General features: G+C 58.4%; 11 protein-coding genes. 10 read left to right on the forward strand and 1 reads right to left on the reverse strand.

All coding sequences use genetic code 11. The features are described 5' to 3' along the window. Window positions 1-383: 383 nt before the first annotated feature. Window positions 384-1,274, reverse strand: a complete 891-nt coding sequence (locus tag UM93_RS13745) for a C1 family peptidase (protein ID WP_082057162.1) — start codon at window positions 1,272-1,274, stop codon at window positions 384-386. Between the two features lie 709 nt (window positions 1,275-1,983). Here UM93_RS13745 and UM93_RS13750 point away from each other — a divergent pair. The 10 genes from UM93_RS13750 to UM93_RS13795 all read left to right on the forward strand — a co-directional run bounded on the left by UM93_RS13750 (window position 1,984) and on the right by UM93_RS13795 (window position 13,254). Further along, window positions 1,984-2,604, forward strand: coding sequence for a hypothetical protein (locus UM93_RS13750; RefSeq protein ID WP_045076105.1), 621 nt, complete (start codon window positions 1,984-1,986; stop codon window positions 2,602-2,604). 403 nt (window positions 2,605-3,007) lie between these two features. After that, window positions 3,008-3,922, forward strand: a complete 915-nt coding sequence (locus UM93_RS13755) for a dihydrodipicolinate synthase family protein (RefSeq protein ID WP_045076106.1) — start codon at window positions 3,008-3,010, stop codon at window positions 3,920-3,922. Between the two features lie 111 nt (window positions 3,923-4,033). Beyond that, on the forward strand, window positions 4,034-5,041 hold the full coding sequence (locus UM93_RS13760) for a proline racemase family protein (protein WP_267884322.1): 1,008 nt from the start codon (window positions 4,034-4,036) through the stop codon (window positions 5,039-5,041). A gap of 38 nt (window positions 5,042-5,079) precedes the next feature. Continuing rightward, window positions 5,080-6,231 (forward strand): NAD(P)/FAD-dependent oxidoreductase, encoded by a 1,152-nt coding sequence (locus tag UM93_RS13765; protein ID WP_045076107.1) that lies wholly within the window; start codon window positions 5,080-5,082, stop codon window positions 6,229-6,231. Further along, entirely contained in the window at window positions 6,228-6,560 is a 333-nt protein-coding gene (locus tag UM93_RS13770; protein WP_082057163.1) for a (2Fe-2S)-binding protein, read from the forward strand. Before UM93_RS13765 ends, UM93_RS13770 begins: the two co-directional genes overlap by 4 nt. Then, a complete protein-coding gene (locus UM93_RS13775) occupies window positions 6,560-8,065 on the forward strand; it encodes an FAD-dependent oxidoreductase (protein WP_045076108.1) in 1,506 nt (501 codons plus the stop codon). The genes UM93_RS13770 and UM93_RS13775 overlap by 1 nt, the downstream gene beginning before the upstream one ends. Continuing rightward, a complete protein-coding gene (locus tag UM93_RS13780) occupies window positions 8,058-9,515 on the forward strand; it encodes an aldehyde dehydrogenase (NADP(+)) (protein WP_045076110.1) in 1,458 nt (485 codons plus the stop codon). Before UM93_RS13775 ends, UM93_RS13780 begins: the two co-directional genes overlap by 8 nt. Before the next feature lie 145 nt (window positions 9,516-9,660). Continuing rightward, window positions 9,661-10,404 (forward strand): GntR family transcriptional regulator, encoded by a 744-nt coding sequence (locus tag UM93_RS13785; RefSeq protein ID WP_045076111.1) that lies wholly within the window; start codon window positions 9,661-9,663, stop codon window positions 10,402-10,404. Window positions 10,405-10,522: 118 nt separating this feature from the next. After that, on the forward strand, window positions 10,523-11,815 hold the full coding sequence (locus UM93_RS13790) for an alpha/beta fold hydrolase (protein WP_045076112.1): 1,293 nt from the start codon (window positions 10,523-10,525) through the stop codon (window positions 11,813-11,815). Next, complete coding sequence (locus UM93_RS13795) at window positions 11,815-13,254, forward strand: aminopeptidase P family protein (RefSeq protein ID WP_045076113.1); 1,440 nt, start codon at window positions 11,815-11,817, stop codon at window positions 13,252-13,254. The genes UM93_RS13790 and UM93_RS13795 overlap by 1 nt, the downstream gene beginning before the upstream one ends. Window positions 13,255-13,262: the final 8 nt, after the last annotated feature.

A 13,262-nucleotide genomic window follows, 5' to 3' on the forward strand; every position in this document is an offset into this window, starting at 1 on the left:
CTTTTGAGTAGCAAATTCTGACAGTCGAGTGGCGAAGTTTTGCATTGCTAAGCGTCTGCTCCAGGCCCGAAGTTACGGGGTCTCGGGGGCTAGTTGCCATTCTGGTGCGCTGGGTGGTGTTCGCAAGATAGTCGGTAGCTGACGCATTGCGGCCAGCCGAGACTTGCTTATATAGCAGCGAAAGAGCCGACAGGGAGTGAATTATGAAGAATTGTTGCGCGAGTTGCCGATTCACTGGAATTGCGAGGAATTATGCCGATAAGGGCGAACCTATTAAACCTAACTTCAGTGTGGCACCCGCTGGGACTTAAGTCAGCCCTGCCGGTGCTCTGGGTTGAGAGCACCGGCAGGGCTGCTTACTACTGTTTACTTAAGGACCTTTCTTAGCTGAGCGCCAAGGTGTTCATTGAGTTGACCTCATCGACGTCGCTGCCGGTGATCCAGGACCACGGTGCGGTGAAGAAGCCGCCGTCACCCCAGCCGGTGCCCCAGCTGTTCTGCACGGTGACGCCGTTGGCGTCGTAGCCGATAACGGTCACTTCGTGACCCCAGCCGGCTAACTCGCCCTCGGAGGGATCGTAGTAGGAGTTATCCGAATCTAGGCCATCGAAGTTATCGCGGCCCGAGAAGCCAATGGCCACCGGGTGCCCCTGGGAGATAGCAGCCTTGATGCCAGCCTTGCGGTCAGAGTTAGTCAGGTCGGTGTAGCTGCCGAGCTTGTAGTGCAGGGCATTGGCCTTCTGTGCCGCGGTCGGCAGGGTCTTGTAGTTGGTAGTGCCCTGAGTGTAGTCAGACTGGGTATCGATACCGCGTTCCTTCTCCATCTTCAGCGCTATGGCGGCGTAGGTACCGTTATCCTGGCCGTTGTTGTATTCCTTAACGATCTGGGAGTAGATGAACATCGGGGCCATCGGGGCGCCTTTTGCCTTAGCTTCATTCATCAGAATGCCGTAGCCGGTGTAGCCGGTGGCCCAGGTGACGCAAGAGCCGACAGGTCCTTGATCGCCGGGAGAAAGGGTGTACTGCTTGAGCGAATATGATGCCGGTGCTGCCGCGAATTTGAGTTCCGGCGCTGGCTTGTTGGCGTGAGCCTTCTTTGCAGCCTGGACATCAAAGCCATGACCATGGATCTTGCCCGCGGAGTCGATGCTGTGCTGGGTGCTGGGCTGAATAGCTGGTGCGGTGGTGGCTGCCTGAGCCAGGCCCGCCCCCGAGGCCAAAGCCAGCGCGGTGGTGGCAACGGCGAGGGTAGAGAAGAAACTACGTCGTTTCATAGTGAAATTAACTCCTTTGTTAATAACGGTAGGTTCCGAGTGGAACCTCCAGGAGCGTAACTCTGCAGGCTGGGAGTTTCTCAGGAATAATCTGGCAATTCACCTGAAACAGTCTAAGGGAATTTATATTGGGTGAAATTGCACCTCCATAAGGGTTTATTTCCGCCGATTTGGGCGCCGGAACCGCTGGCTGTCGATGCTGCGATCGAAGCCACTTCGCCCGTTGTTATTGGGGTGGTGGGTGGCCATCGCTTTGCCGAGGAAGCTTCCCTGAGGGTTCGGGGCAAGTGAGATGACGTCTGGGGAGGGGGGTCCGGGAAGGTCAGTCAAGTTGATTGAGATAGGTACTTCATTCATTCTTTCGATATTTCTAGAGGTGAATTAAGATCGGTCCGGAAAATGCGAATTTGCCGAATGGGTCCTGCATGAATTACGGCGTTATTGAACTATTTGAGGAATCGGTTGACTCTTTCCGCTTGACGAACGGTAGGTCGTCCGCCAGGAGGGCACGTCGCAGGCCCGCGAAGTTCTCTCGTTTAGTGAGATCATCGCGCTACAGCGAGCTCACTAGGTGAATCGGTTCACGTTCCTCGACCGTAGGGTGACCGCTGTCGTTAAGAAGTCACCTCTTGTCGGGAAGGCGCTTTTTTGTAAAACTTGATCAAGTGATCAACTTTTACAAAACGTTATCTTCTCGAGAGGAAAACCAGTGAAATCAATAAAATCGCGAGCCGGAGCTTCGGCTTTGGCTCTGGTCTTGGCCGCGCCAGCGTTGGGGCTTATTGGCGCAAATACTGCTCAGGCTGCCTCCTATGTTAACTGTGGAGATGTGAACTGGAGTGACGCCTCCGGCTGGGAGCCGATTGGCTCGCAGGGCGCACTAAAGCAAGATAAGTTTGCCTACACGCTCTACAACGCCACTCCGACCTTCAATGTCAGCGATTCTCGTATCGCCCAGAACAACACGATGCAGGACATTAACACGACCTTCACTTCATCTCAGTCCAAAACCTTCACGCTCTCGGTTTCCGCCAGCGTCTCGGCAAGCTTTTTGAAGTTCCTCTCGGCTTCGGTAAGTGCCACCATCACTAACTCCACAACAACGCAGATCGGGGTCTCGGTCACTACTGCGGTGCCGGCTGGAAAGACCGTTCAGGGTGACTATGGTGTTCAGGCGTATAACATCAACGCCGCCGGCGTGAAATACACCCGAATCTGGCCAAAGGGTGCTGTTGGTGCGAACAGCTATCAGTGCCAGAAGGAAGATATCGCGCTCAATAATGTCAACGCTCCGACTAATGTCGAGGGCTGGAAAGTCACGGTTCAATAGTTACGATGCAATAAGCCAGGATCACTCAACGGGCCCTTGTCCACTGGCTGCGGCCTAGGTTTAGGGTTCGACTGTGAGCCCAGCGTCTCCCGCCGGACATAATGTCGGTGGCTAGCGAATTAGCGCGATGCGGGCGGGCGGTGCCCCGATTGGCGAGGCGCCGCCCGCCCACGTCCAGCAATCATTAAGCAAAACTGAAGCACTATCCAGAAAATCAGTGTCATTGCAATTGCACCAATCTCTGAGTCGATGTATTCTGTGATGGTGGCCACATAGCTCTCCTCGGGTTTAGCTCCCTTCGGACGCTCTGATAGTCACGCTTGGGCTTTGCGGGCCCTCGCGCCGTCGCTGAGGCGGTTATTTAGACGGTCAATCGCGTAATTGAGGAAGTAAAGAAGGAACTATGACACAGCCACAAACAGAGCCCCAGCCCTGGCGCGGGGTTAACGTCGCCACCACTCTGCCGTTCAAGGATGACCTTTCCGTCGACTATGAAGCCTATGCGGACCACGTCCGGTTCCTAGCCTCCTCTGGTGTCGATGGGGTTGCCCCTAATGGTTCGCTCGGCGAATACCAAACCCTGACTCTTGAAGAACGTCATCGGGTGGTCGAAGTTGCGATTGAAGCGGCGCCCCAAGGTTTTAACGTGATTCCCGGAGTGGCTTCCTACGGCGCTCAGGAAAGCGTGCGGCTGACCGAGCACGCCGCCGAGGCTGGTGCGGCCGCGGTAATGCTGCTGCCACCGAATGCTTACCGGGCAGATGCCGAGTCCATTATTGATCACTACCGCCGGGTTGCTGCAGTTGGACTGCCGATTTTGGCTTACAACAACCCGATTGACACCAAGGTCGACCTTTCCCCTGAGATTCTCGCGCAGCTGCATCAGGAGGGACTTATCGTCTCGGTCAAGGAATTTTCCGGTGATGTGCGCCGAGCCTACGAAACCCGTGAGTACGCGCCTAATCTCGATGTGCTGATCGGCTCAGACGACGTCGTGCTCGAGCTGGGCATTGCCGGCGCGGTCGGCTGGATTGCCGGCTACACCAACGCGATTCCGGAGTCGACGGTGGAGCTCTACCGGCTCTCGACCTCCCAGGAGCCGGAGGATTGGAAGAAGGCGCTGACCATTTACCGCGATCTGCACCCGCTGCTGCGCTGGGATTCCAAAACTGAGTTCGTACAGGCTATAAAGCTTTCCCAGGACGTGACCGGACGCAAAGGCGGCATTACCCGTCCGCCGCGGCTTGAGTTGCCGGAGCCGATCAAGCAGCGGATCATTTCCGACACCGAAGCTGTGCTCTCCAAGGGCTACAAATAGTCGCTCGGTGGCGCACGCTCCGATGGTGTGGCTGTCGTAGTTCTGGCAGCTAGCCCTTTAGTACCCGGTGTCTTAATCAGTTCAGCGTCTTAATCAGGAAGCGGGGCGGTCGTGCAGTTCACTGCGGAAAGCCGTTTTGAAACAGTGGAATCGCATACCGAAGGTATGCCTACCAGAGTGGTTGTCAACGGGGTAGGTGTACTCCCCGGTGAGACCATGGCCGAACGTCGCGAATGGTTCATGAAGCATGCTGATCAGCTGCGTACCTTCCTGATGTACGAGCCGCGCGGCCATGCGGCCATGAGCGGTGCCATTTTGCAACCGCCAACGCGGGATGACGCAGACTTCGGTGTGCTTTTTATTGAGGTTTCTGGCTGCTTGCCGATGTGTGGCCATGGCACCATCGGGGTGGCCACGGTATTGCTGGAAACCGGTCTGGTTGAGGCGGTCGAGCCGGTCACCACGATCCGGCTAGACACCCCGGCCGGATTAGTGGTGGCCGAGGTGGCGGTATCCGGCAAGAAGGCCACCTCGGTGACCATCCGCAATGTGCCGTCCTTTGCTTATCAACTGGATGCACGGGTGAGCGTTCCTGGTCTTGGCGAGGTTAAGTATGATCTTGCTTTTGGCGGGAACTTCTACGCCATCGTTGAGCTTGAATCGCTCGGTCTGCCTTTCGACCGCGCTGCCAAGGATCAGCTATTAGCTGCCGGTCTGGACATTATGGCCGCCATTAATGAACAGAATCAGCCGGTGCATCCGCAACGGCCAGATATTGTCGGCTGCCATCACGTCTACCTGCAGGCGGCTGACTCCACAGCGCAGCATTCCCGGCACGCGATGGCCATTCACCCGGGTTGGTTCGACCGCTCCCCTTGTGGCACCGGCACCAGTGCCAGGATGGCGCAACTGCATGCCCGGGGCGAATTGCCGCTCAATCAGGAGTTTGTGAACGAGTCTTTCATCGGAACCCGTTTCATCGGGAAGCTGGTGGAAGAAACCACCGTCGGTAGCTTTCCCGCGGTGCTGCCCACAGTCACCGGCCGGGCCTGGATTACCGGCACCGCCGAATACCGCCTCGATCCCAGTGATCCGTTTCCGGAAGGCTTCTTGCTTTAGCGAGCAGCCAGGCTAGCGACAACGGAACGAGTAGCGAAATGCGGAATGAAATGGATGATCTGGTGATTATCGGCGCCGGCATAGTTGGCGCGGCCTGCGCCTATTATGCGGCCAAGGCTGGGTTGAGCGTGACAGTGATTGAGCAGGGCAGCATTGCCTCGGGTACCTCTAGTCGGGGCGAGGGGAATTTGCTGGTCTCCGATAAGGAAGCCGGTCCGGAACTCGACTTGGCCCTGTATTCGGAACGGATTTGGCGCACCGAATTGGCGGAATACGCCGAACTCTGGGAATACGAGCCGAAGGGTGGTTTGGTAGTGGCTCGCAGCCAGCGCAGCCTCGCCACGCTTCACGATTTAGCCCAGGAGCAACGGCAGCAGGGTATTGAGGTTGAGTTACTTGAGGGTGAGGCAGTCTTTAAGCGCGAGCCACATTTGAACCGCAGCATTGCCGGTGCGGCTTATTACCCCCAGGACGCCCAAGTGCAGCCAATCTTGGTCACCACGCATTTATTGCGGTTGGCTCGTGAGGCCGGTGCCAGGGTGTTCACGATGACCACCGTGACCGGTTTCTTGCGTTCCGCCGACAAGCTAACCGGGGTGCGCACCACTGCGGGTGACTTTGCTGCCGCTAACGTGATTAACGCCGCTGGCACGTGGGCTGCGCAGGTGGCCGAGCTGGCCGGGGTTCAGCTACCGGTACTGCCTCGGCGCGGCTTCGTGCTGGTCACCGAACCATTGCCGCCTACCGTGCGGCATAAGGTCTATGCTGCGGAGTACGTTGGCGATGTGGCTAGTTCGCAGGCTGCCTTGCAAACTTCCCCGGTCGTCGAAGGCACTCCCTCGGGCACCATCCTGATCGGTGCAAGTAGGGAGCGGGTTGGTTTTGACGATCGGCTCTCCGTGCCGGTGATCTCGGCGCTGGCCCGAAACGCCATTGAACTATTTCCGGTGTTGGGCTCGGTGATGGCGCTAAGAACATACTGGGGATACCGTCCCTACTGCCCGGATCATCTACCGGTAATTGGAGCCGATTCTCGAGCCCCCGGGCTGTGGCATGCCTGCGGCCATGAGGGGGCGGGGATAGGTCTTTCGGTGGGCACAGCTCGGTTGCTGGTGCAAGCTCTGCTCGGCATCAAGACAGATCTGGACCTCAGCCCGTTCGCAGTGGAGAGATTTGAGGAGCCGGCATGACACTCAATTTCGATGGTCGGGAGATTCCTTTCAAACCCGGTGAGAGCGTTGCCGCGGCACTTTACCGCTCCGGGGTGAAATCTTGGCGGATTACCCGGGAAAACGGCCGTCCTCGAGGCTTATTTTGCGGCATCGGGGTCTGCTTCGATTGTCTGATCACGGTGGATGGTGAACGAAATCAGCGGGCCTGCTTGGTTTCGGCACAAGAGGGCTTGACGCTTTCCAGCGATAGCAGCCTGACGGCCCAGACCAATTGCGCCCAGACCAATTCGACTCAACCCAATTCTGCTCAGCATGCTGAGCAGACCGAGTTCGAGGGGGAGCTTTAGTGCAGCCAAAGCAGAGCTACGACCTCGCCGTGGTCGGTGCCGGTCCGGCCGGACTCAGCGCGGCGACCACCGCAGCAAAGGCGGGTCTCACGGTGGTGCTGATTGACTCCGCCGCGCAAACCGGCGGACAGTTTTGGCGCCACCCGAACGAGGCGGAACTGGAGCATTTCGACGAGGCGGAATCCACTGGACATCACCATTGGCGTCAATACCGCTCACTACGCGCCACGCTGTTTCAGCAGATCAAAGCCGGTCTGATCGACTACTGGCCGAATCGTCAGGTCTGGACCATCTCAGCGCAGCAGGCAGCACCGGGATTCCTGCTCCGCAGCACAGCCACGCTGCGACTGCATGCGACGCAGAGCCAGCCCGATGATCAGCAAATCGTGTCAGCACGGAGACTCGTATTGGCTACCGGAGCCGCCGATCGGCAGCTGCCGGTGCCGGGTTGGGATCTGCCCGGCGTGATGGCCGCAGGCGGCGTGCAAGCCATGGTTAAGGCAAACCAAATAGCACCTGGAACTCGGGCGGTGGTGGCCGGCACCGGACCGTTCCTGCTACCGGTTGCCGCCGGCTTAGCGGAAATCGGGGTTAAGGTGTTGGCGGTATGCGAGGCGAACAGCCCTACCCGCTGGTTACCGCACTTGGCCGCCGCGCTACCGCAAGGCGGTAAAGCTGTTGAGGCAGTGCAGTACGCCACAGCGTTTGCGCGGCACCGGATTCCCTATAAATTACGCACCATTGTGCGCGAGGTACATGGTACCGATCAGGTCTCTGGGGTAACGCTTTCAGGTATTGAGCAGCGAGGTCGAGTCACCAGCAAGTCACGTCGTTTAGATGTTGACCTGGTGGCTTTGGGCTGGGGTTTTACTCCGGCACTCGAGCTCATCATCGGCCTGGGCGCTAAAACCAAGGTCGACCTCGACGGCTCCTTGGTTGCCGTTGTCGATTCCTGGCAGCGCTCCAGCGTGCCGGGGCTCTACATCGCCGGTGAGGCGACCGGAGTAGGCGGTTCGGTACAAGCCTTGAAGGAAGGTGAGTTAGCCGGCCGCAGCGCGGTTCGGGAGACTGCGGCGGTGAGCCAAACCGAGCCGCAGGATCGTCGGCTGGCACGGGCGGTTGGCCGATCCGGTCGGTTTGCTGCCGCGCTGCATCAGGCCTATCCGGTTCCTGAGCAATGGTCGAGCTGGCTGACTGCCGAGACAATTGTCTGTCGCTGTGAGGAAACCAGTTTTGCCGAACTTTCCGAGTCGATGGCCTGGCAAGGCGAGTCAACTCCGCGACTGACTAAGCTGACCAGCCGGGCCGGGATGGGCTGGTGTCAAGGCCGAATCTGCGGCTTTGCAACCAGCCAGCTAAGTGCCCAGGGAAAGGGCTGCCAAGCCAGCACAGAGCAGTTAGCGCCCATTCAAAAACGCCCCATCGCCGCGCCGCTCAGCCTCGCTGAACTGGCCCAACTCGACGTAACAGAGACTCCACAAGAATCGGAAGGACGCCATGTTTGACACTCAAGAGGCCAGCCCGGCGAGAGCCGCAGCTACCAGCCCAGCACCCACCAGCGCGGAACAGCTGGCAGAGATTATTGCGCATTCGGAAACTGCTTCCAGGCTTTGGGCACAGACCGATCCGGGGCAACGTGCCAGCGGCTTGGAAGCGATGGCCGACGCGCTGGACGCCAAGGTCGACCAGTTAGTGCCAATCGCCCAACAAGAGACCCATTTGGCCGAAGCGCGGCTGAGATCGGAACTGCAGCGCACTACTTTTCAGCTCCGGCTTTTTGCCGAGACCTTGCGGGATGGCAGCTATTTGGAGGTGCGGATCGATCACGCCGATCCGCAGTGGCCGATGGGTGCCCCCCGGCCGGATCTGCGTCGCAGCCAGGTCCCGCTGGGCCCGGTTGTGGTTTTCGCCGCCAGCAACTTCCCCTTCGCTTTTTCGGTAGCCGGAGGCGATACCGCCTCCGCACTGGCCGCGGGCTGCAGCGTCATCCTCAAAGCTCATTCAGGGCACCCACGACTCTCGCTTGCGGTGGCTGAGATCGTCAGCGCAGCGCTCGAGCAGGCTGGCGCGCCGCTTGGCGTTTTTCATGTCATCTTCGGCTTGGAATCCGGAAAAGCAGCGCTCAGTGATCCACGGATCAAGGCTGGCTCCTTTACTGGTTCAATCCAAGGCGGCCGGGCGCTTTTCGATTTGGCCCAGTCCAGGCCCGAACCGATTCCGTTCTATGGTGAGCTGGGCAGCGTCAATCCGGTCTTCGTTTCCGCCTCAGCAGCGGCACAGCGGCCGGAGCAGATTGCCCAGGAGTTCATCACCTCGATGACCTTAGGTGCTGGTCAATTCTGCACTAAGCCGGGAATCCTCTTCGTGCCGGATGAATCCCAAATTTTAGAGGCGTTGAAAGCGGCTTCCTGGCCGGCACCAGCCGCGCTGTTGAATGACCGCATTGTGAAAGGTTATCGAGACTCGCTGAGCGATTTGAGCAGTGCCCCCGGCGTCGAGCTGGTGGTCTCAGCGGCCGACGATCCCGACGGTTCGCCGGCCCCGAGTTTGTTGAGCACCTCCTTGCAGAGTTTGCTGGCACATCCGAAGCAGCTCACCGCCGAAGTCTTCGGACCTACCGCACTGGTTGTCAGCTATCAGCATGAGGAGGAGCTGGTGCAGGCGGCCGAGGTATTTGAAGGTCAGCTGACCAGCACCATCATCGGCAATGATGACGATCAGATCGCTGCCGAATTGATCTCGGTATTGAGCCGCAAAGCGGGTCGTATCCTTTGGAATCAGTGGCCCACCGGAGTCTCGGTGACCTACGCCCAGCAGCATGGCGGCCCCTACCCGGCAACTACCTCGGTGACTAGTACCTCGGTGGGTACCGCGGCGGTTTCTCGCTTCCTTCGCCCGATTGCGTATCAAGGGTTCCCGCAGCATCTGCTGCCCGTCGAACTGCGTGAAGCGTAGGCAAAACAATCGTGGCTGATCGCTATGTTTTGCCACCTCGGTAATATTCACCTTTCCCTGGTGAAATTACTGCCAAAGGTAAGCTGGTGTTGTAGTGTCAAGATTTTAGACACATTCACAGTTGTTTACTCGAGGAAGACGGCAAATGAGTATTGCGGGGGCAAAATCCTCACTTCGTGCTTCAAACCCACAGCTCGCAGCAATGCGACCTTTTGGGGAGCGGACCAATATTCGCTCTCAGGTGGCGGAAGCGTTGCGCGCCGCACTGATTGCCGGTCACCTCAAGCCGGGGCTGGTGTATTCCGCACCGGTACTGGCCGAACAATTCGGTGTTTCGGCAACTCCGGTGCGCGAAGCAATGCTTGAGTTGGTCCGTGAAGGCATGGTTGAGGTGGTGCCGAATACCGGCTTCCGGATCACTGAAGTCTCCCAGGCAAAGCTCGACGAACTGGTGGAATTGCGGTTACTGATTGAGGTGCCCGTGATGGGCTCAATCGCTGAGCGTTGTGAAGATTCCTTAGCAGAGTCGGTCAATGCTTTGCGGCCGTTGGCGCAGACCTTGCAGAAAAGTGCCGAGGAAGGTGATTTGATCGCCTACTTACGGCTTGATACTGAATTCCACGCTAGGTTCCTTGCCTTGGCTGGGAATGAAACCCTTGTCACTCAGGTCAGGCAATTGCGTTCGATGAGCCGATTGTATGGTCTTGAAAAGCTTGCGGACGAGGGTAGGTTGAGTAGCTCGAGCGCAGAACATCAGGAGATGATTGAGCTTGCCCTGAAGCGCAATCAGCAGGGGATGGAAGAGCTGGTGTATCACCATATCCGACAGACCCGGTCGGCAGATCAGAGCGGTACAGCAACCGTTGCGGGAGCGTCGGCAAAGGCCTGAACTGCGGTAGTCCAATAGGGGTAGGAGAAGCCTGCTCTCTATAGGAATTAGTGCAATATCACATTATAATAATTCAGATCGCTGAGTTTGCGGCGATTTGAGGAGAGGCTCAACGTATATGCAAGTTTCGTCTTATTGGTCGGCTGGTGTTGCCGTCACGGATCGCCAGTTCCAGGTACCGCTGGATTGGGCCCAGCCGCAGCATTCGGCGAAGATCAGTCTTTTCGTGCGGGAACTTTCCTCAGCAGAAAATAAAGACAGAGAGGTACCCGTTCTGCTCTACCTGCAGGGCGGGCCCGGCGGCTCGGGACCGCGGCCGACGCCGACCTCGGGATGGATCAAGACCGCCCTGCAGTATTACCGGATTGTGCTTCTCGATCAGCGTGGCACCGGCCGTAGCCAGCCGATCTCGGCTGCCCAGTTTGCCTCATTCAGCGAGCCTGAATCTGCGGCTGACTACTTGAGCAAGTTCGGCGCGGATTCAATTATCCGAGACGCTGAATACCTGAGGGAGCACTGCTATCAAGGACAGCAGTGGTCCACCCTGGGGCAGAGCTACGGTGGCTTTTTGACCCTGAGCTATCTGAGTTTCTTCCCGGAGGCTTTACGATCCTGCCTGATAGCTGGCGGATTGCCCTCGTTGCTGCCGTCCGCCGAGGAAGTCTACCGTCGCACCTATCCGCGCGTCCGACGAAAGAACGCCAACTTCTACCAGCAATATCCTGATGACCAGCAGCGGGTGGCCAAGATTGCCGACATTTTGCAGCAGCAAGATATCCGGCTACCGGACGGCGACCGGCTTTCGGTGCGACGATTCCAGAGCTTGGGTCTTGACTTCGGTATGAAGCCGGGTTTTGAACGACTGCACTGGCTGCTTGATGAAGCCTTTGAAGCCGACGGTGAGAGCCTGGCCTCCGGTTTCTTGGAGGCGGTGCAGCGCCGCACCAGTTTCCGGGGCAATCCGCTTTTCGCCGTGCTACAGGAGAACATCTACCGGCACGGTGCGAACGGCGCAACCAATTGGGCCGCCGATCGAGAGGCCCAGCGACACCCAGATTTCGCGGCCGATCAGCGGCCATTGCTGTTCACCGGAGAGATGATTTACCGCTGGATGTTCGAGGAGATCTCCGAGCTGGCTCCGTTCAGGGCAGCCGCTGATCTGCTGGCCCAGCGCGAGCAGCACGCACCGCTCTATGACTTGGAGCGGCTGGCGAGTAATGAAGTTCCAGTGGCAGCGGCTGTCTATTTTGACGATATGTATGTCGACTGCCAGCTGCAACTCGAGACGGCAGAACGAGTGGGGAATCTGCGCACTTGGGTGACTAATGAATTCGAGCACGACGGAATTGGCCAGCCGGGAGTATTTGAGCGGTTGCGCCAGATGATTACGGACAATGGAGGAAGTATCTGATGAACGCGAACAACACCGAGACCATCCAACCGCCGCGGATCCCGACCGATCCGCGACTGCCTAGGCTCTCTGAGATCAAGGCGTTCAACGATTATATGGCGACCGGCTGGGGAACTCCGGATCGCACTCCGCAGGTGGTTCAAGGTGCTGCCTCGGCCGCCGCTGCGCACCGGGGGCGGTTGAGCGAGGTCTTGGCTGGCAAGACTATCGTGGTGGGGTCCGGCGTGGCGCCGGTCAGGAACGATGACTGTGATTTCCTGTTTCGCCCGGACTCTAATTTCTACTGGCTGACCGGTGCGGATATCGAAGATGCGATTTTAGTGCTGACTCCGAAGGCTGGTGGTCACGACGCAGTGCTCTACACCCCGCAACCCGCCTATCCTGGTGACCCCGGTTTCTTCGCCGATGCGAGTCATGGCGAATTGTGGGTGGGTGCCGCTCCTGGCGCCAAGGAATGGTCGGAGGCGTTGGGGATTCCGGTGCGAGACTTGGAATCCCTCCAGCTTCCAGCCGGCGCAGATCAGCTAGTGGCCGGGCAATTCTCCGGTCGGCAGACTGAACGGCATCAGCTGGGGAGCAGTCAGGAACTCAGCCGGATCCTCTCCGAGCTGCGGATGATTAAGGATGACTGGGAGCTGATCCAGTTGCGATCAGCGGTGAACCACACGGTCGCCGGTTTCGCTGAAGTCATCCGCGAAATCCCACGGGCTGTTAATGGGCTCGGCGAACGCTGGTTGCAGGGGACCTTTGATCGGCACGCCAGGACCCACGGTAACGGTGTTGGCTACAGCACCATTGTGGGTAGCGGAAAACACGCACCAACCCTGCATTGGACCCGCTGCGATGGGCCGGTGCTCGCTGACGAACTGCTGTTGCTCGATATGGGGGTTGAGGAGAACAGTTTTTACACCGCCGATGTGACCAGAACCTTCCCGCCCTCGGGCAGATTCAATGAAACTCAGCGCCAGGTACATGACCTGGTGGAAAAGGCTCATCGGGCCGGACTCGCTCAGGTGCGACCAGGCAATCGCTTCACTGACTTCCATCACGCCGCGATGGAAGTGATTGCGCAGGGGCTCTTTGATTGGGGCATCCTGCCAGTTTCGGTTGATGAGGCGCTTTCACCCGAAGGGCAGCATCACCGTCGCTTTTTGACCTGCGGAATTGGCCACCATCTAGGCCTAGACGTTCATGACTGCTCGCGTTCCAGTAGGGAGGCTTACTCTGGTGCCGAACTCGCTCCCGGAATGGTGATGGCAGTCGAGCCAGGACTATATTTCCACGCCCACGATTTGGTGCTGCCGCCTGAGCTGAGAGGAATGGGTGTCCGCCTGGAAGACAATGTGCTGGTCACGGCTACCGGATCCGAGGTACTCTCCGAAGCACTGCCCATTGATGCTAGCGGCATAGAAGCCTGGATGGCCGAGGTGCAGGCTTAGCCGATGAG

Origin of the sequence: Psychromicrobium lacuslunae, assembly GCF_000950575.1 — a bacterium.
GTDB classification, from domain to species: Bacteria; Actinomycetota; Actinomycetes; order Actinomycetales; family Micrococcaceae; genus Renibacterium; species Renibacterium lacuslunae.

Excerpts from the sequence above, each read along its gene's own strand:
- UM93_RS13780 (WP_045076110.1), top strand. The coding sequence starts at position 8,058 with ATGTTTGACACTCAAGAGGCCAGCCCGGCGAGAGCCGCAGCTACCAGC.
- UM93_RS13795 (WP_045076113.1), top strand. The coding sequence starts at position 11,815 with ATGAACGCGAACAACACCGAGACCATCCAACCGCCGCGGATCCCGACC.
- UM93_RS13755 (WP_045076106.1), top strand. The coding sequence starts at position 3,008 with ATGACACAGCCACAAACAGAGCCCCAGCCCTGGCGCGGGGTTAACGTC.
- UM93_RS13790 (WP_045076112.1), top strand. The coding sequence starts at position 10,523 with ATGCAAGTTTCGTCTTATTGGTCGGCTGGTGTTGCCGTCACGGATCGC.
- UM93_RS13745 (WP_082057162.1), bottom strand. The coding sequence starts at position 1,274 with ATGAAACGACGTAGTTTCTTCTCTACCCTCGCCGTTGCCACCACCGCG.
- UM93_RS13770 (WP_082057163.1), top strand. The coding sequence starts at position 6,228 with ATGACACTCAATTTCGATGGTCGGGAGATTCCTTTCAAACCCGGTGAG.
- UM93_RS13765 (WP_045076107.1), top strand. The coding sequence starts at position 5,080 with ATGCGGAATGAAATGGATGATCTGGTGATTATCGGCGCCGGCATAGTT.
- UM93_RS13785 (WP_045076111.1), top strand. The coding sequence starts at position 9,661 with ATGAGTATTGCGGGGGCAAAATCCTCACTTCGTGCTTCAAACCCACAG.